Here is a 19,238-nt window from a genome sequence, read left to right as displayed (position 1 = left end):
ATGCTAAGTTCCACCTCGCTTTATGCTGCCATCGATCTTGGCTCCAACAGTTTTCATATGTTGGTGGTACGTGAGGTGGCAGGGAGTATCCAGACACTGGCCCGCATCAAACGGAAAGTCCGTCTGGCGGCGGGTCTGGATAGCCAGAATCACTTATCACAAGACGCGATGGAACGCGGCTGGCAATGCTTGAAGCTCTTCTCCGAGCGTTTACAGGACATTCCTCGGGATCAGATCCGCGTGGTCGCCACGGCTACCCTGCGTCTGGCCACTAACGCTGAAGAGTTCCTGCAAACGGCAATCGAGATCCTCGGCTGCCCTATTCAGGTCATCAGCGGCGAGGAAGAAGCTCGGCTGATTTATCACGGGGTAGCACATACTACCGGTGGGCCAGAGCAGCGTCTGGTGGTCGATATTGGCGGTGGCAGCACAGAGCTGGTGACTGGCAATGGCGCACAAGCGAATGTTTTAGTTAGTTTATCAATGGGTTGCGTCACCTGGCTAGAGCGCTATTTCGGTGACCGCAATCTGGCAAAAGAGAATTTTGAACGCGCTGAACTGGCCGCACATGAGATGATCAAACCGGTCGCGGCGCGCTTTCGTGAGCATGGCTGGCAAATTTGTGTCGGTGCTTCGGGCACGGTACAGGCCCTGCAAGAGATCATGGTCGCCCAAGGCATGGATGAGCTGATCACCTTACCCAAATTGCAGCAACTCAAGCAAAGAGCCATTCAGTGCGGCAAATTGGAAGAGTTGGAGATCCCCGGCCTAACACTGGAGCGGGCGCTGGTTTTCCCCAGTGGATTATCTATCTTGATCGCGATATTCCAAGAGTTGGCGATTGAAAGTATGACGCTGGCGGGCGGCGCACTGCGCGAAGGGCTGGTCTACGGTATGCTTCATTTACCGGTGGAACAGGATATTCGCAGCCGCACCATCCGAAATTTGCAGCGCCGCTATATACTCGACACCGAGCAAGCCAAGCGGGTGAGCAAACTGGCCGATAACTTTTTGCTACAGGTAGAAAAAGAGTGGCATCTCGACCGCCGATGTCGGGAGTTATTGCAAAATACCTGTTTGATTCATGAAATTGGCCTTAGCGTCGATTTTAAGCGCGCTCCCCAACATGCGGCTTACCTGATTCGCAATCTGGATCTCCCCGGTTTTACCCCTGCGCAAAAGTTACTGCTCTCTGCGCTGCTACAAAATCAGTGTGATACCCTCGATTTAACCCTGTTGAATCAGCAAAATGCCTTGCCGGTAGATATGGCACAGCACCTGTGTCGTTTGCTGCGTCTGGCGATTATTTTTGCCAGCCGTCGGCGAGACGATACACTGCCTGCAATCAGATTGTCGGCCAAGGGTGAAGCACTCTATGTGCTGCTACCTCAGGGCTGGCTGCAACAGCACCCCTATCGAGCGGAAGCGCTGGAACAAGAGAGTCATTGGCAAAGCTATGTCCAGTGGCCTCTCTTCCTCGAAGAGTTTAACTAATTTTTTTGCTGTTGGGCGGCTGCAGTCGCCCCTCTCACTCTCTCCTCTCCCTAGCTCTTCTAAGTGACCTCTCCACAAAACCATCAGTTTGTGATCGCCTTCAGTTTAAAAAAGAAACATTGTGTGTATTTTTATAAAACAGCGTTTCTTTATGGTAAGGGATCACAATGCGATTACAGTTTCAACGCCCACATACCGCCGGTATGCTGGTGATGATGTCTAGTCTGATGGTCTGCGCCCCTCTGGCAATGGCCGCTAAATCAAGTCACCACGATGCTCCTCAGCAGCTGCAAGTACCCACTCTCGCTTATGACGAGAGCAGTATTGTGCTGGTATGGAAAGCCCCGGAAGAGACCGGGAAAATTGTGGATTATCAGATTTACTCTGCGGGCAAATTGCTGGGAAAAGCCAGTGATAACAATGATAAATTCTCCCCCGCCAAGCCCTATATCGACCACTTCTATGCTAACGATAAAGAGGATTTTCAGCATAAAATTGTGCTACAGAACTTCATTGTTGATGGCTTAAAACCCAATACTCGCTATCAGTTTACGGTCAAAGCCCAATACGCCGATGGATCATTATCTGCCGCCAGCAACCCGATTAATGCAAAAACCAGTGTTAAGCCACAGATTGTGAATGTGCGCGACTTTGGTGCTATCGACGATGGCAAGACATTGAATACCAAGGCTATCCAGCAAGCCATTGATAGCTGCAAGCCGGGTTGTCGGGTCGAGATCCCCTCCGGCACTTACAAAAGCGGCGCACTGTGGCTGAAAAGTGATATGACCCTCAATCTGCAAGCTGGGGCAACACTGCTCGGTTCGGAAAATCCTGATGATTATCCCGCTGGCTACCGCCTCTACCCTTACTCCACGATTGAGCGCCCAGCATCACTGATCAATGCTATCGACCCCAATAACAGCAAGCCCGGCACTTTCCGCAATATCCGCATTACCGGTTCGGGGGTCATTGACGGCAATGGCTGGCAAAGAGCCAAAACCACTGAAATTACCGATGAGTTAGGCCGCCCACTACCGCAATATGTGGCAAGCAAAAACAGTAAAGTGCATGAAGATGGCATTCTGGCGAAGAATCAGGTTGAGAAGGCCGTTTCCGACGGTATGGATTTAAAAAATGCCTACGGTCAACGCCGCTCAAGCCTGATGACACTGCGCGGGGTAGAAAATGTCTATCTGGCGGGCTTCACCGTGCGTAACCCCGCTTTCCACGGCATTATGAATCTGGAAAACCACAATGTGGTGGCGAACGGCTTAATCCATCAAACCTATGATGCTAATAATGGGGATGGAATTGAGTTTGGTAATAGCCAGAATGTGATGGTGTTTAATAACTTTTTTGATACCGGTGATGATTGCATCAACTTTGCTGCCGGCACTGGGGAAAAAGCGCAACAACAAGAGCCAATGAAAGGTGCATGGCTATTCAACAACTACTTCCGGATGGGACACGGTGCCATTGTTACCGGCAGCCATACCGGTGCTTGGATTGAGGATATTCTGGCTGAGAATAATGTGATGTACCTGACTGACATCGGCCTGCGCGCTAAGAGCACTAGCACCATTGGTGGCGGTGCGCGTAATGTCACGTTCCGCAATAATGCGATGCGTGATTTGGCGAAACAAGTGATGGTGATGACATTGGATTATGCCGACAGCAATGCCAACATCGACTATCCACCGGCCAAGGTTCCGGCTCAATTCTATGATTTCACATTAAAAAATGTGACGGTGGATAACACCACCGGCAAGAGTGCGTCAATTGAGATCAAAGGGGATACAGCAAATCAAGCATGGCACCGTTTAGTGCACGTCAATAATGTACAGTTAAAACAGGTTGCCCCAACCGCCATTAGCGACTTACGTGACAGTGAATTTAACAAGGTTACCTTCACCGAGCTACGTGGTGAGACGCCATGGCATTTCAGCGAGGTGAAAAACGTCACTGTTGATGGCAAACAGGTGACTCCGTAATCAAGCAATAAATGGGCAGTACATCGCCCATTACTGTTTTTTGGCGTTAGCTAACTGAGCACGAATATTGGCCAGATGACTCTGGCCTTTTTGCATCCGCTCCTGTGGGCTAACCACCTGGCGCTCATTGTCCCACTTCAAATCATCCTGCGGTAACTCCATCAGGAAGCGGCTCGGTTCCGGGCGAATCAGCTCACCATACTGCCGCCGCTCTTTGCAGAGGGTAAAGAACAGCTCACGCTGAGCGCGGGTGATCCCCACATACGCTAACCGCCGCTCCTCATCAACATTATCTTCGTCGATGCTACTTTGGTGCGGCAACAACCCCTCCTCCATGCCCACTAAGAACACATAAGGGAATTCCAGCCCTTTGGAAGCATGCAGGGTCATTAATTGCACTTGATCCAGCTCGCCGTCACTCTCCCCCCGCTCCATCATGTCGCGTAGGGTAAAGCGCGTCACCACCTGTGTCAGCGACATCGGCTCATTCAGCTCAGACCCCTCCAACATTTCGGTCATCCAGCTGAAGAGTAGATTGACGTTCTTCATTCGCATTTCTGCGGCCTTCGGGCTAGGCGAGGTTTCGAACAGCCAGCTCTCGTAATCAATACCGTGGATCAGATCCCGCACTGCCGCCACCGGCTCGCGTTCAACTAGCCGGATAATAGCTTCCATCCAGTGGGTAAACCGCTGCAATGACTCCAGACCCCGACCTTTTAGATGCTCGCCCAACCCCAAATCGAAGCTGGCGCGAAATAGGCTTTTATCACGCACCTTTGCCCATTCACCCAGTTTTTGGATGGTCGCCGATCCTATCTCACGTTTTGGTGTATTGACGATGCGCATAAATGCGCTGTCATCATCCTGATTAGTCAATACTCGCAAGTACGCCAGCAAATCTTTGATCTCGGGTCGCGAGAAAAACGAATCACCACCGGAGATACGATAGGGGATGCGGTTTTGCATCAGCAGCTTTTCAAACAGCCGTGACTGATGGTTACCACGATACAAAATGGCATAGTCACTGTATTGCGTCTTTTTAACAAAATGATGGGCGATAAGCTCACCAACCACGCGCTCGGCCTCATGATCTTCATTATTGGCAGTGATGACTTTTAACTCGTCACCATACTCCAGCTCAGAAAAGAGCTTCTTTTCAAAAACGTGGGGGTTATTGGCGATCAGAATATTCGCCGCTTTTAGAATCCGGCCCGAGGAGCGGTAGTTCTGCTCCAGCTTAATCACCTGCAACTGCGGGAAATCTTCATTCAGCAGCACCAGATTTTGGGGTCGCGCCCCACGCCATGAGTAGATCGATTGGTCATCATCACCCACCACGGTAAAGCGCGCCCGACTGCCCACCAGCAATTTCACCATATGATATTGGCTAGTATTGGTATCTTGGTATTCATCTACTAATAGGTAACGCAGGCGATTTTGCCAACGCTCCCGCACTGCCAGATTATTTTGCAGCAGTAACGTCGGCAGGGAGATAAGATCATCAAAGTCCAGCACATTACAAGCTTTCAAATGGGCGTCATATAAGCCATAACAGTGAACAAACAACTTATCGCGCTCGGATCGCGCCTGTGCGGCAGCGGCGGCGGGATCAAGCAGATCATTCTTCCAGTTGGAGATCTGTGATATCAGTTGTTGCAGTAAGGTTTTATCGTCTTCCAGCCACTTGTGGGTCAGATCTTTCAATAATCCCAGTTGATCCTGCGCATCAAACAGCGAGAAGTTAGACTTCATCCCCAGCGCCGCATACTCTTTTTTGATGATTTCCAACCCCAATGTATGAAAGGTCGCAATCATCAAACCACGGGACTCTTTGCGCCCCAGTGTCTGAGAGACACGCTCTTTCATCTCACGTGCAGCTTTATTGGTAAAGGTCACCGCGGCAATATGCTTTGGCTGATAACCGCACTGGCGGATCAGATGGGCTATCTTGTTGGTGATCACCCGGGTTTTACCCGATCCCGCACCGGCCAACACCAGGCAGGGTCCGGTGACAAATTCGACGGCTTGTTGTTGGCTGGGATTTAATCGCATGGGCGCAGGATCGCTCTTGGGTTATCAGGGGAAGAGGATTGTAGCAGAAAGCAGCCGTCGACCAAGAATCGCCTGTGCTTTTGAATTGTAAAACACGCGCCACAGTGGCCCCATCACCAGAAAAATAGGCTACACTGGCGCGCTTCTAGACCCTAATGAAGATAACCTTCGTTCAAATAACATTGTGGTGATTGTGACATGGCAAACAAAGCTTCTGCGCTACACATTCTGGTAGATGATGAAAAGCAGGCAAACGATATTCTGGCACAGTTGAATAACGGTGCAGATTTCCAAGAGTTGGCGAAAAAATTCTCCAACTGCCCATCAAAACGTAATGGCGGCGATCTGGGCGAGTTCAATAAAGGGGATATGGTCCCGGCATTCGATAAAGCGGTCTTCAGCTGCGAACTGCTGCAACCTTATGGCCCGGTAAAAACTCAGTTCGGTTATCACATTATTAAAGTGCTATATCGGAACTAAGTTAGAAGTGCGCCTCCTTAATCGGCGGCGCAAATAACACCTTGTCAGAAAAGTCACTAGCACAATGACTCATAATTAATAACATAATAATATTCCCACCTATAGTTTTCGCCTGTCATTTCTATACAAGATCTTTACCTAACTATATAAAACGACCGATGAATTAATATCTAAAATATTCTACATTAATGGACTAAAATCAGCCAAAAACAAACATTACCAACAAAAACAACAAGAAAGATCTTATAAACACACTATTTTTTATTCATAAAACTCATTTAAATACAATAAGTTAAATTAAATTCACCTCCAAATTCTTAATGGTAGGAATTTTCCCACATCAATTGGTTCTCTTGTCTTATTTGCAATAACCATCACCTTCTATATTATTGTCGTCATCAAGTAAGGGATGCAGCGGAAATATAAAACCTCTGAGTCACTTTAAATGAAAAACCCTTGTGGAAAGCTGACGAATATAATCGAATAACATTCGCCATATAGTCATTCACCACTTCATCTTTATTAAGTTAAGTTCTCATTCGCAATTAGATACTCATGAGAATCTGACTTACCTTAAATTATCGTATTGGAGTTTCAAATGAATAAGATTACTTTGGCTATGGCATTATTCGCAGCATCTACAACTGCTTCAATGGCAGCAAGCAATAATACAATTACTTTCCAAGGCGAAGTCACTGCACAAACTTGTTCAGTTACTGTAAATGGTCTTGAAGCTAACCCAATGGTTTTATTGCCGACAGTATCAAGTGCTGACCTAGATACCACAGGTAAAACCGCAGGTAAAACAACCTTTACTCTGGGTGTGTCTGGTTGTGCACCAGATTCTTCTGATGTTGATATCAAAACTGTTTTCGTTGGTAATCAAGTGACCACTTCTGGTAACTTAAAAAATACCGGCACAGCGGCAAATGTTGAGCTTCAATTATTGAAAGACACAACAACAACAACAGGTATTGATTTGAATAGTGGTTTGCCGCAAGAAGGTATTGTATTGAAAGCAAACCAGACATCAGCAGAGCATGATTTTGCGGTTCAGTACCTTGCTACTGGGCAAGCAGCACCGGGTTCTGTGATTGCATCTGTACAATATGCGGTTTCTTACCTGTAATATCTGTACTATCGGGTGGGTGACCCACCCGATAAATGCCTACAGAGGATATACCCATCATGTTTAATACACCTAGCTATCGTTATCTGTTCGCCACTTTATTAATGTTTATGGGTATCTCTTTTGCCAACGCCAGTGTCGTCATGGGCGGCAGCCGTATTATATATTCGGCGGGTGAAAAGGAGCACAGCGTACAATTAACCAATAATGACAATTTTCCTAATGCTGTTCAGGTTTGGTTAGACAGTGGTGACGCTACATCAACTCCTGAAACGGGCAAAGCGCCGTTTCTCGTCACCCCTCCCTTCTTTCGAATTGAAGCCAATGTAGGCCAGACATTACGACTGAAATATACCGGCAGTGGTCTACCAACAAATAAAGAATCTGTATTTTATCTTAATTTTTTGCAGGTGCCGCCCGTCAATAAAGCAGAGAAAAACAATAAAATGTTAGTCCTGCTACGTAACCGTATTAAAGTATTTTATCGGCCGGAAGCTATTGTTGGTAAAGTTGATCAAGTTCCCAGTGCGCTGACATTCAGTGTCCGTCAACAAGGCAGTAATGTGGTTGTCACCGGAAAAAATCCAACCGGTTTCTTTGCCACTATTGCCAGCGGTGAAGTGGTTGGGAGCGGTAAAAACCTTAAAATGAAATCAGAGATGATCCCACCCATGTCTCAGGTTGAATGGGTTATTCCAAATTCATCAGCGCCAGCTAATCCAGTTATTAATTTTCGACTAGTGAATGATTTCGGTGGACAAGATGCCGGTACTTATCGGATTTAATTGTCACATTCCGGCAAAGGAATATTTATGGGTTTCGCACGCGTCATTCTAAAAAAGAAATTTTCCGGCCGTAAGAAAGCATTAACGTTATGTATCAGTTTAATCCTACATGTTGATACTGTTTTAGCGCAAGAGGCGTCACAAGAGCTTGAATTTGATGAATCTCTCTTTTTAGGTACAAATTTTGCCTCAGGGTTGAATCAACTGAATAAAGAGAATTCTGTTACAGCGGGAACTTACGATGCTGTAGATGTCTTGATCAATAATAAGCAGTACAAACGCACCACCATTAAATTTATTAAGAGTGCTGACTCTTCAGAGGTTTACCCCTGCCTAAGTGATGAGTTCTTGACGGCCGCAGGTATTGAATTAGTCGGTAAAGATAGTGCAACACCCAAAGAAGCTAATACTGTAGCCACAGATTCATTAGCGGCGGATACTACAGCAGATACCCCAGAAGACACCTCAGCAGGCCAATGTGTGCCACTCGCTGAGCGGGTCAAAGGAGCTTCTTTCCATTTTGATCAGGCCAAATTGCGCTTAGAACTCTCTATTCCACAAGCTTTATTGAAAAAGCAGCCGCGCGGTTATATTGAGCGGACAGAGTGGCAAGAGGGTGAAAAACTCGCCTTCGTTAACTACAGCACCAACTTTTATCGTAGCGAAACACAAGGTCAGCAGAATAATACCTCTGATTACGGGTTTATTGGCATCAAGGGTGGCTTGAACTTAGGATTGTGGCAACTGCGCCAGCAATCAAACGTGCGCTATTCCAGCAACACGAATAGCAGCGACACACAATGGAATAATATCCGCACTTATTTGCAGCGCCCTATTCCACAATTGGATAGTCAATTAACGCTGGGCGAAACCTTCACCGACAGTACATTATTCGGCACCATGTCATTTCGTGGCGCGAAAATGGCGACTGACCAACGTATGTGGCCAGAGTCGATGCGTGGCTTTGCGCCAGAAGTCCGTGGTGTTGCCAGTACCAATGCCCGCGTGGTTATTCGCCAGAATGGGCGGGAAATATATGAAACCAACGTTGCACCCGGCCCTTTTGTTATTAACGATTTATACAGCACCACCAGCCAGGGCGATCTTAATGTTGAGGTAATAGAGGCAAATGGTAGCCGCTCAACATTTACCGTGCCATTTAGCGCGGTGCCAGATTCAATGCGTCCTGGGGTGAGCCGTTATAATGCCGTTATCGGGGAGTCACGCGATTTCACTGATATCGATAATTATTTCACCGACTTTACCTATGAGCGCGGGCTGACCAATCAATTAACAGCGAATACCGGTGTGCGCTTAGCGCAAGATTATACGGCACTGCTCGTTGGCGGGGTTATTGGCACCTCGGTAGGCGCTTTTGGCCTGAATACCACCTATTCCCACGCCAAAGTTGAAGATGACCAAACACAGGATGGCTGGCGGATGCAGGCCACCTATAGCCAGACCTTTAGTGAAACCGGGACCTCATTCTCATTAGCGGGATATCGCTACTCCACCAAAGGATATCGCGATTTAAATGATGTTTTCGGCGTGCGTTCAGTGCAAAAAAATGGCGGGACTTGGGACTCATCCACCTATCAACAGCGCAGCCAATTTACCACTACGGTCAATCAGAGTTTAGGTAATTTTGGTCAGTTGTATGCCTCTGCCTCAACCAATGATTATTATAACGATACGCAGCGAGATACACAGTTACAGTTAGGCTATTCCAATAACTATCGTGATATTAGTTATAACGTGGCAATTAGCCGCCAGCGCAGTGTTTATACCTCGACACTGTATAACTGGGATACCGACGACACCAATCCAACCACCACGGCAACACGCTATGGCAATACCGAGAATATCGCGACCTTAACTGTCTCTATTCCGCTAAATATTGGCAGTAAAAATCAATATTTATCAATGTCTGCCAGCCGTAATCCAAAAAGCGGCAATAGTTATCAGACAGCACTTTCAGGTACGGCGGGTGAACGAAATGCCTTTAACTATTCCGTCAATGCCGGTTATGACGATAGCAATTTCGGCGGCAGCTCAAATACTTGGGGGGTGAATGTGCAGCAGCAGTTCCCTAATGCGACGGTTAATGGGAACTATTCTCGCGGTAATAACTACACCCAATATGGTGCAGGTGCTCGCGGTGCCGCAGTAATTCATAGCCAGGGTCTGACACTGGGGCCTTATTTGGGTGAGACATTTGGCTTAATTGAGGCAGAGGGTGCTCAAGGGGCCGCCGTGCGTAATGCGCAAGGGTCGAGAGTTGATAGTAACGGTTTTGCCCTGGTGCCTTCGTTAACACCTTATAATTACAATACGATCGGTTTAGATACCAAAGGCATTAACCGCAACACTGAACTGAAAGAGAATCAGGGCCGCGTTGTTCCTTATGCTGGGGCCGCAGTAAAAGTGAAATTTGAAACACTGACCGGTTATGCGGTGCTGATTCAGACTCAAACTGCCGGGGATGACGGGTTACCGCTAGGTGCCGATGTCTATAACAGCAAAGATGAACTGGTCGGTATGGTAGGTCAGGGCAATCAGATCTATGCACGGGTGCAAGACAAAAAGGGTTCACTCTTTGTTCGCTGGGGTGAAAACAGCAGCGACCAGTGCGAATTGCCTTATGCATTTGACTCTAAAGAGACTGAGCAAGATATTATTCATTTAACAGGCAGTTGCCGCCGTTAACGATGTGAGAAAAATAATGTTAAGACCAACAGCGCCATTAATATCTTACGAAGTTTCGCGGCCATCAACCGCTGCCTGTTATCGTCGCCCGCGCCTGCTGTCCGGGGTATTACTGCTAATAGGATTATGCAGTACCTCTGCGTGGTCAGCCTGTACCAAAATTACGGCACAAAACCAGCTAACTGCGGGTGATGGTACAGCCAGTTCCTGGGCTGGCTCAACGGATACCAACAATGGGTCGCTCGGCTTACCGGGTATTATTGACCTCAGCACCAATGCTAACTTTCAGCCGGATGGCACCTTATTGGCGGCAGCAACCTCTAACTTTACCACTTTTGCCCTGAATACTGGCTATGACCCCGAGCGGGTGCTCTTCCGCTGTGCGGCGGCAGATGTTGATCAACTGTTCGAGATGTATGCTACTAACGGGGATAATGATTTTGCTGGCAAGAATGAAGATGGCTTAATCGCAGGCAATGTTCCCTCCGGTTTTGCCACCTATGTCCGCAATGTTGTTATCAGGCTTACCAATCTCTCCACTGGCGAGTATTACTCTCGCCTATGGAAAGGTCGCCGCTTAACCGACCTTGATACTGACAGCACTGGCCGCATTTTAGTCAAAGCCAAAAATTTCAGTAATCTATATACCGAACTGTTTCGCGTTGATTATGTCCGCACCAGTACTAATAATGCAGCCTCTTATACCTATGCTTACACCCAACCGAATGCCTATATCGCCTTTAAAGGGCCGGGCATCACTGGCCCGGTTGAAGGAACCGACTCACTAACAAACTGGCCCGGTTGGTATGGCACCTGGCCGGCCTCCATTGGGTTGTTCAACTATGTCACTTTCCGCCGAACCACGATCTGCGCGGTCACCCATTTTACCCCGACCGTGGTATTACCCCGGATCTCGGTGGCAGAACTTAATACCGGGCATACCAGCGCCGCTGATTTTAATGTCGATTTTCAGTGTCAGACTGGCGTGACCTCAGGCGTGACGGCAGGTACAGTGGCAATGGGCTTTTTAGTGCCCGCCGCCAATGTCGCAAAAGCGCAAACATTGGGATTAATTAACGCCAGCGGGGGCGTCAGCCACTTAGTGTCGGATAATTATGGTGCAGCCGGTATGGCAAATGGGGTTGGTATCCGCATCTACCGTAACAATAACCCAATGAATCTACTATCAAAAGATGTCACCCAAACAGGTAATAGTGGTGGCTGGTATGGCATCTTCCAGGGCGCACAACAACAGACGGGTAGTGTGACTGGGGGGAATAGCTACACTGAGAACTTTCGGGCTGAATTAAGCAAAATCAGCGGGCAAACTGTGACGGCGGGAGCAGTAAATGCACATGCGCAAGTGGTTATTCGTGTCCAATAATGTGCTTTTCAAAAGCATAAATAGCGGGATCAGCAGCTTGCTACTGTTGCTGATATTGGTCAGCAGTGCACCCACGATGGCGAGTGTGATTGCAGAAAGAACACGGGTTATCTTCAGCGAAGGGAGCACGGAAGAGTCACTGCAACTGGTGAACAGCAACAGCTATCCGGTGGCAGTGCAGGTTTGGGTGGATGATGGCAATTTGATGGCGACACCGGAGAAAGCAATTTCGCCGGTATTAGTGTTGCCGCCGCTATTTCGGCTACAACCGCAGGCACAACGCAGTTTGCGATTAATTCTATCAGGTGCCAGTAAATTACCGATGGATAGAGAATCCGCATTTTGGCTCAACGTTTACGAAATTCCGCCTAAATCAACCACCAAAGTTGAGGATGAATCTTTCGTCACGCTAGCCCTGCGTATGCAGTACAAAGTATTTAATCGCCCTAAGGGCATACCCGCGCCGGGGGACACTCTAGCTAAAGCATTAACTTTTACTTTAGCGCGTAGTGGCGATACATCCCTGATTAAAGTGAATAACCCGACCCCCTATTTTGCGTCATTGGCCTCACTGAAATTAGGCTCGGCGGAAGCCTTACCAGATATGGTGGCCCCCTTCTCAACACTCGACTTTCCACTCAATCACTCGCCAACGGCTGGCAGCGCAACTCTCAATTTTGTCTTAATCGATGATTTGGGTAATAGTCAGGCCCTAAGCAGCAATCTAAAATAGAGAAAAAGAGTCGGGAGGGGGTTCAGAATATCGGACGATTATTACTTAATAATTGATCCTACCATTTTCGGCTCGCCATATATTGGTGAGCCAATCCTTAGAGATCATAACTTAAGTTAACCCCATTAATTTATGCTCTTTTTTTCGTCCATAAAGTCAATCACCTCATCCAATCGCCCTTTACAGATCTGTAGTTCTCGTTTTAATACCAAGGCGTAAATTCCGCCATCCCCCCAACTAACACCAGTAAATGCTGGTATTTCACAGGTTATTAATGCTGACTCTGGTGGAGATAATCGAATAACCTCGGCAACTTTTGGTGTCAGTGAATTACTCTTGCAAGAGGTTAATAATAGAGTCAGGCATGTGTTGAACAGCGCAAGGATCACCCATTGCTTCAGCCTGAAACTGCCTGACTTTCTCCTCATTTTCATTGCGAATCACCCTCTCACTCTCTAATTGACGGGTAATGGCTACGCGATTGGCACTATTATTTTCCTGATAAGCATCGATAATATGACCCAATGCAACGTTCATTGCCCGCTCTGCCGCTAACTCTTTTTCTCTTTTCTCTACCTGTTTGGAAAGGTTATGCCAATGAACAAACTGCATCAGAGAAAAGGCTACTAATACGGTTATAATCCCACCGACTATTTTATAAGGCATAGCACCCCTGTTATTTCATTAGTGATATATGGATAGTCAATATTTGCACTCTCTCTGGCCATTCACTCCAGAACTTTAATTCAACCTTGATATTTTACCCGATGGGTTAATTTAAATAATATAACCGCCATAAAAGACGGTTGGCATGATGGCTTAGCGAGTTAACCTACTCTTTAAACACACATTTCACTTTCTCAGATCTCACTTTTAATAATATTGAAAATACCATCAGGATTGACCTTAGCCTCGAATCTAATTGTCTCTTTAACACCGCCATTGGGCCTCGGCTAGCATGGCCTGATACATGACTGCTTCATACCTCCAGATATCTCTGCACCATCGAAATTAATGTTAATACATTTCCAGCGCAATATTTGATTGCGCCAGACACCCGTCAATAAAACTCTCAGCGATTTGCAATTGACGCCGAATTTCCCGCTCATTACATTTTTTCAATCGGGCAATTGAAGCTTTAGATTGCCCATAAACGTAATAGCGAATAATAAGCTCCAGCTCTTTTTCTCTGGCTGAGCGCTTTAAATACCCAACGGCAACATCAATTGCCAAACCATCATTATCACTACAGGATTCAAGCTGTTTTTCTGCTGAGACTACTTCCTTAAATCCGCTGGCAATATGTGGGTAATCCAGACGATTATTATCTCTGGCCCACACACCCCAACGAGTGAGAATAGCAGGTATATTACTCATAACAACTCTCCTTGTTATATATAAATAATTTTGATTCAGTTTTAATATAAGCAGTAACAATACAAACAAAAAAACCTCGCTAATTAGCGAGGTCATTTGTTATAGCTCAATTATTTTTGACTAAAGGAGTGAAAATAATAGATTCTTCGCGATGGACTTAACCACAACTAACACCTTATACGCGTTTTTTCGGGCCGTGATAGCATTAATTACCTTGTCGGTTAATAAAACAGAAAGTGCATAACCGCCATAGAACCAATTGATAATTACTTCATTTATAAGTGCTTATACATACAGTATATCTTAGTAATATAACCCGCTATAAAAGACGGATTATATTATTGTTTAGCAAGCTAATTTACTCTTTAAATCCGGGTCTGCCATTCTCGGCTCGCCATTTTTTGATAACGTTTAGAACACCCTCAGGGCTATCTTCACTATCGTTTGAAGGATAAAACAAAATATCTGTCCCATCAGGGTGTTCAGCTGCATCAACAATTTCAAAGACTAGCGAATCTAACTCTTTCTCTGACCTAAAACTCCCATCAAAAAGAGTCTTAATCAATTCAAAAAATTCGCTTTCTGTATATTCTGTGAATTTTTTTACGCTCATAATTACACCTCCTTTTTTGAGTGGGTTTCAATATGCCGTTTCGGTGTTAACACCCGAAGATTGTCTATACCATAAACCTTCCCCCCTGACTAATTGGTTTGATGTGATGAAGTTCATATTTTTTTCTTCCGCCTACATGCTCTTTTTTAGGGGAAAATGGAGAAAACTTATTACGCATAACTAACCTGTTGATATTGATAAACTGCCCCGCTAGCTCAGGATCATGCCCAACGGCGACCCAAAATGCCTTTCTGAATTTATCAAAACAACTAAGCCGTCTGCCACGTAGTTGATCCGCAATCTGTGCGGGCTTTTAAGGTAAACATATAACCACTACATACGGAAATAAAAAAAACCTCACTGCTTAGCAAGGTCATTTGTTATGGCTATAATTATTTTTGACTACAGGAATGAAAATAATAGATTCTTCGCGATGGACTTAACCACAACTAACACCTTACACGTATTTTCTCGGGCCGTGATAGCATTAATTACCTTGTCGGTTAATAAAATAGAAAGTGCATAACTGCCATAAAACAAATTAATAATTACTTCACTTATAAGTGCTTATACATATAGTCGATCTTAGTAATATAACCCGCCATAAAAGACGGGTTATATTATTGTTTAGCCCGCTAATTTACTCTTTAAATCCTGGTTTACCATTCTCGGTTCGCCATTTTTTAATGGCGTTTAGAATACCCTCAGGGCTATCTTCTCGCTCATCACTAGGATAATAAATCAAATCCGAACCATCTGGATGCTCTGTTAATCTTTCAAATTCCTCTACCGCAATTTCATGCGATTTTTCTGTTGGATATATAGTTTTATTTACATAACAGATGTCTTTTATAAAATCTAAAAACTCCTGCTCTGTGTAATCAGAGAATTTTTTATTTTCCATTTATACACCTCCCTTTTCTGAATGAATACCAATATGGCGTTTGGGTGTCACTGCATTAATGTTATCAATATCATAAACATCACCACCTTGAGAAATTGGTTTTTTATGGTGAAGCTCAATTTTCACACGTTTGCTCACTTTATCCGATTTATTAACAAATGGAGCATACCCATTTTTCATTAGATTTTGATTATTGAGCTTAAACTGCCCCGATAACTCAGGATCATGCCCAACGGCGACCCAAAATGCCTCTCTGAATTTATCAAAACGACTAAACCGTCTGCCACGTAATTGATCCGCTATCTGTGCGGGCTTTTAAGGTAAACATATAACCACTGCATACGGAAATAAAAAAACCTCACTGCTTAGCAAGGTCATTTGTTATGGCTATAATTGTTTTTGGCTACAGGAGTGAAAATAATAGGGTCTTTGTGATGAGCTTAACCACAACTAACACCTTACACGTATTTTCTCGGGCCGTGATAGCATTAATTACCTTGTCGGTTAATAAAACAAAAATGCATAACCGCTATAAAACCAATTGATAATTACTTCACTTATGAGTGCTTATACATACAGTCTATCTTAGTAATATAACCCGCCATAAAAGACGGGTTATATTATTGTTTAGCCCGCTAATTTACTCTTTAAATCCGGGTTTACTATTCTCGGCTCGCCATTTTTTGATAACGTTTAGAACACCCTCAGGGCTATCTTCACTATCGTTTGAAGGATAAAACAAGATATCTGTCCCATCAGGGTGTTCAGCTGCGTCAACAATTGCATTGACTACCACATCCCGCGCCTCCTCTGACCTAAAACCCCCATCAAAAAGAGTCTTAATCAATTCAAGAAATTCGTTTTCTGTATATTCTGTGAGTTTTCTTACGCTCATAATTACACCTTTTTCTTTGAGTGGATTTCAATATGCCGTTTCGGTGTTAACACCCGAAGATTGTCTATACCATAAACCGCACCATCCTGGCTGATTGGCTTAATGTGATGAAGCTCATATTTTGTTCTTCCACCTATATGCTCTTTTTTAGGGGAAAATGGAGAAAGCTTATTACGCATAACTAACCTGTTGATATTGATAAACTGCCCCGCTAGCTCAGGATCATGCCCAACGGCGACCCAAAATGCCTCTCTGAATTTATCAAAATTACTGAACCACCTGCCACGTAATTGATCCGCAATCTGTGCGGGCTTTTAAGGTAAACATATAACCACTACATACGGAAACAAAAAAACCTCACTGCTTAGCGAGGTCATTTGTTATAGCTAAATTATTTTTGACTACAGGAGTGAAAATAATAGACTCTTCGCGATGGACTTAACCACAACTAACACCTTACACGTATTTTCTCGGGCCGTGATAGCATTAATTACCTTGTCGGTTAATAAAATAGAAAGTGCATAACTGCCATAAAACAAATTAATAATTACTTCACTTATAAGTGCTTATACATATAGTCGATCTTAGTAATATAACCCGCCATAAAAGACGGGTTATATTATTGCTTAGCAAGCTAGTTTACTCTTTAAAACTAGGCTTGCCATTCTCGGCTCGCCATTTTTTTATAGTTTCAAGTATTCCTTCAGGGCTATCATCTGCACCATCTTCTGGATAAAAAATTAAATCAGAACCCGAAGGGTGTTCGCTAACTCGCATAAAACTCTCTAGAAGAGAATCCAATTCATCTTCGGTTCCTTCATCTCTAATAATCCTTGAGGTCAACTCAATGAATTCAGACTCTGTATATTCATCTATGTTATCCTTTAATTTCATCTTATTATCCTCTCTTTGAGTGAATATCTATATGTCTTTTGGGTGTTATTACATGTAAATTGTCAATATTGTAAACCTCCCCACCATCATTAACGTGTTTTACGTGGTGCATTTCAAATGAGTATCTTCCCCCAACTGTATCAATAAGCCGAGTTCTAGGGGATCTTCCATGTTTCATTCGAGTCACATTTCTAGGAATAAACTGCCCCGCTAGCTCAGGATCATGCCCAACGGCGACCCAAAATGCCTCTCTGAATTTATCAAAACGACTAAACCATCTGCCACGTAATTGATCCGCAATCTGTGCGGGCTTTTAAGGTAAACATATAACCACTACATACGGAAATAAAAAAAACCTCACTGCTTAGCAAGGTCATTTGTTATGGCTATAATTATTTTTGACTACAGGAATGAAAACAATAGGGTCTTCGTGATGGACTTAACCACGGTTAACACCTTACAAGATTTTTTCCGGGCCGTGATAGCATTAATTACCTTGTCAGTTAATAAAGCAGAAAATGCATAACTGCCATAAAACCAATTAATAATTACTTCACTTATAAGTGCTTATACATACAGTCTATCTTAGTAATATAACCCGCCACAAAAGACGGGTTATATTATTGCTTAGCCAGCTAGTTTACTCTTTAAATCCGGGCTTACCATTCTCGGCTCGCCATTTTTTGACTTTTTCAAGTATTTTCTCTGGCGTACATTCTGAATCAGAAGGTGGATAATATATCAGATCCGTTCCTTCTGGATGTTCAGTAATGCGTACAAAATACTCTAATAACTTATCCAAATAATCATCTGCATCAGAACTGTTTTCTCTAAAAATAATATTTAGGAGATCAATGAATTCAGTTTCTGTATATTCAGAAATGCTGTTTTTTAATTCCATTACTGCCCTCTCTTCTTTGAATGAATATCTATATGTTTCTTTGGCGTGACTACTCGCAAGTTATCAATATTATAAACCTCGCCACCATCTTTAATAAGATTAATATGGTGAATTTCAAACGATGTACACAAATTAGCAGAGTCACTTGTTCTAGTCTTCGGAGACTTACTCGCTCTCATTCGCTCACGATTACTTTCAATAAACTGCCCCGCTAGCTCAGGATCATGCCCAACGGCGACCCAAAATGCCTCTCTGAATTTATCAAAACTACTAAACCGTCTGCCACGTAATTGATCTGCGATCTGTGCGGGCTTTTAAGGTAAACATATAGCCACTGCATACGGAAATAAAAAAACCTCACTAATTAGCAAGTTCATTTGTTATGGCTATATTTATTTTTGACTACAGGAATGAAAATAATAGATTCTTCGCGATGGACTTAACCACAACTAACACCTTACAAGATTTTTTCCGGGCAGTGATAGCATTAATTCCATTGTCGGTTAATAAAACAAAAATGCATAACCGCTATAAAACCAATTAATAATTACTTCACTTATGAGTGCTTATACATATAGTCTATTTTAGTAATATAATCCGCCATAAAAGACGGGTTATATTATTGTTTAGCCCGCTAATTTACTCTTTAAATCCTGGTTTACCATTCTCGGCTCGCCATTTTTTCACCGTGTAAAGTACACCTTGAGGGCTGTCCTCCACCCCTTGCTCAGGATAATAAATAATATCCGTACCATTCGGATGTTCTGTAATTTTCACAATGTGATCTACCACTGCGTCATGTTCTTCTTCTGAAGAGAAATTTCCAATAAAGAGTGAGTTAATCAATTCTATAAATTCAGACTCAGTATACTCCGTTAGTTCATTTTTAAGATCCAT

21 protein-coding genes and 2 pseudogenes are annotated in these 19,238 nt (G+C 44.3%); 8 read left to right on the top strand and 15 right to left on the bottom strand.

Features of this window, described 5'->3' with window-relative positions; genetic code table 11:
* Entirely contained in the window at positions 1-1,494 is a 1,494-nt protein-coding gene (gppA, locus tag HRK25_RS07180; protein WP_005275709.1) for a guanosine-5'-triphosphate,3'-diphosphate diphosphatase, read from the top strand.
* A gap of 167 nt (positions 1,495-1,661) precedes the next feature.
* Complete coding sequence (locus HRK25_RS07175; protein ID WP_005275712.1) at positions 1,662-3,488, top strand: glycosyl hydrolase family 28 protein; 1,827 nt, start codon at positions 1,662-1,664, stop codon at positions 3,486-3,488.
* 30 nt (positions 3,489-3,518) lie between these two features.
* On the opposite strand, the gene rep is transcribed toward HRK25_RS07175, so the two are convergent.
* Positions 3,519-5,540 (bottom strand): DNA helicase Rep, encoded by a 2,022-nt coding sequence (rep, locus tag HRK25_RS07170; protein WP_005275716.1) that lies wholly within the window; start codon positions 5,538-5,540, stop codon positions 3,519-3,521.
* A gap of 198 nt (positions 5,541-5,738) precedes the next feature.
* On the opposite strand from rep, the gene ppiC reads away from it, so the two are divergent.
* The 6 genes from ppiC (at position 5,739) to HRK25_RS07140 (ending at position 12,757) form a co-directional block, all read left to right on the top strand.
* Positions 5,739-6,020 (top strand): peptidylprolyl isomerase PpiC, encoded by a 282-nt coding sequence (gene ppiC, locus HRK25_RS07165; RefSeq protein WP_005275718.1) that lies wholly within the window; start codon positions 5,739-5,741, stop codon positions 6,018-6,020.
* A gap of 598 nt (positions 6,021-6,618) precedes the next feature.
* Entirely contained in the window at positions 6,619-7,149 is a 531-nt protein-coding gene (locus HRK25_RS07160; protein ID WP_032898183.1) for a fimbrial protein, read from the top strand.
* Positions 7,150-7,208: 59 nt separating this feature from the next.
* Positions 7,209-7,934: a fimbrial biogenesis chaperone gene (locus HRK25_RS07155; RefSeq protein WP_005275722.1), complete on the top strand. Its 726-nt coding sequence runs from the start codon at positions 7,209-7,211 to the stop codon at positions 7,932-7,934.
* A gap of 27 nt (positions 7,935-7,961) precedes the next feature.
* On the top strand, positions 7,962-10,640 hold the full coding sequence (locus HRK25_RS07150; protein WP_005275725.1) for a fimbria/pilus outer membrane usher protein: 2,679 nt from the start codon (positions 7,962-7,964) through the stop codon (positions 10,638-10,640).
* A 16-nt stretch (positions 10,641-10,656) separates the two neighbouring features.
* Positions 10,657-12,024, top strand: coding sequence for a fimbrial usher protein StbD (gene stbD, locus HRK25_RS07145; protein ID WP_005275727.1), 1,368 nt, complete (start codon positions 10,657-10,659; stop codon positions 12,022-12,024).
* Positions 11,990-12,757: a fimbrial biogenesis chaperone gene (locus tag HRK25_RS07140; protein WP_032898185.1), complete on the top strand. Its 768-nt coding sequence runs from the start codon at positions 11,990-11,992 to the stop codon at positions 12,755-12,757. Before stbD ends, HRK25_RS07140 begins: the two co-directional genes overlap by 35 nt.
* A gap of 125 nt (positions 12,758-12,882) precedes the next feature.
* On the opposite strand, the gene lysC is transcribed toward HRK25_RS07140, so the two are convergent.
* The 14 genes and pseudogenes from lysC to HRK25_RS07090 form a co-directional block, all read right to left on the bottom strand.
* Entirely contained in the window at positions 12,883-13,185 is a 303-nt protein-coding gene (gene lysC / locus HRK25_RS20425; RefSeq protein ID WP_420864422.1) for an Rz1-like lysis system protein LysC, read from the bottom strand.
* Complete coding sequence (locus HRK25_RS07135) at positions 13,088-13,423, bottom strand: DUF2570 domain-containing protein (RefSeq protein ID WP_032898186.1); 336 nt, start codon at positions 13,421-13,423, stop codon at positions 13,088-13,090. Before HRK25_RS07135 ends, lysC begins: the two co-directional genes overlap by 98 nt.
* A 351-nt stretch (positions 13,424-13,774) precedes the next feature.
* Complete coding sequence (locus tag HRK25_RS07130; RefSeq protein ID WP_032898187.1) at positions 13,775-14,134, bottom strand: antiterminator Q family protein; 360 nt, start codon at positions 14,132-14,134, stop codon at positions 13,775-13,777.
* Positions 14,135-14,492: 358 nt separating this feature from the next.
* Positions 14,493-14,747: a bacteriocin immunity protein gene (locus HRK25_RS07125; RefSeq protein WP_032899289.1), complete on the bottom strand. Its 255-nt coding sequence runs from the start codon at positions 14,745-14,747 to the stop codon at positions 14,493-14,495.
* 2 nt (positions 14,748-14,749) lie between these two features.
* Positions 14,750-15,048: pseudogene (locus tag HRK25_RS20360) on the bottom strand (HNH endonuclease signature motif containing protein).
* Positions 15,049-15,387: 339 nt separating this feature from the next.
* The gene (locus HRK25_RS07120; RefSeq protein WP_099460648.1) at positions 15,388-15,651 is read right to left on the bottom strand and encodes a bacteriocin immunity protein; all 264 of its coding nucleotides are present in this window, start codon (positions 15,649-15,651) and stop codon (positions 15,388-15,390) included.
* Positions 15,652-15,954, bottom strand: coding sequence for an HNH endonuclease signature motif containing protein (locus HRK25_RS20355; RefSeq protein ID WP_099460647.1), 303 nt, complete (start codon positions 15,952-15,954; stop codon positions 15,652-15,654).
* 337 nt (positions 15,955-16,291) lie between these two features.
* On the bottom strand, positions 16,292-16,546 hold the full coding sequence (locus tag HRK25_RS07110; RefSeq protein ID WP_032899274.1) for a bacteriocin immunity protein: 255 nt from the start codon (positions 16,544-16,546) through the stop codon (positions 16,292-16,294).
* Between the two features lie 2 nt (positions 16,547-16,548).
* Entirely contained in the window at positions 16,549-16,848 is a 300-nt protein-coding gene (locus tag HRK25_RS20350) for an HNH endonuclease family protein (RefSeq protein WP_204365402.1), read from the bottom strand.
* Positions 16,849-17,185: 337 nt separating this feature from the next.
* Positions 17,186-17,440 (bottom strand): bacteriocin immunity protein, encoded by a 255-nt coding sequence (locus tag HRK25_RS07100; protein WP_032899312.1) that lies wholly within the window; start codon positions 17,438-17,440, stop codon positions 17,186-17,188.
* Between the two features lie 4 nt (positions 17,441-17,444).
* Complete coding sequence (locus HRK25_RS20345; RefSeq protein WP_072083954.1) at positions 17,445-17,741, bottom strand: HNH endonuclease signature motif containing protein; 297 nt, start codon at positions 17,739-17,741, stop codon at positions 17,445-17,447.
* Positions 17,742-18,080: 339 nt separating this feature from the next.
* Positions 18,081-18,341, bottom strand: a complete 261-nt coding sequence (locus HRK25_RS07095) for a bacteriocin immunity protein (protein ID WP_005280221.1) — start codon at positions 18,339-18,341, stop codon at positions 18,081-18,083.
* Positions 18,341-18,652 (bottom strand): annotated as a pseudogene (locus HRK25_RS20340) (HNH endonuclease signature motif containing protein); the annotation flags it as partial. The pseudogene HRK25_RS20340 and the gene HRK25_RS07095, both read right to left, overlap by 1 nt.
* Before the next feature lie 328 nt (positions 18,653-18,980).
* Positions 18,981-19,238: a bacteriocin immunity protein gene (locus tag HRK25_RS07090; protein WP_049603033.1), complete on the bottom strand. Its 258-nt coding sequence runs from the start codon at positions 19,236-19,238 to the stop codon at positions 18,981-18,983.

The sequence above is a fragment of the Yersinia bercovieri ATCC 43970 genome (assembly GCF_013282745.1).
In the GTDB taxonomy this organism is placed as follows: domain Bacteria; phylum Pseudomonadota; class Gammaproteobacteria; order Enterobacterales; family Enterobacteriaceae; genus Yersinia; species Yersinia bercovieri.
Note: the sequence above shows the minus strand (reverse complement) of the source record. Positions and strands in the feature narration are given on the sequence as shown.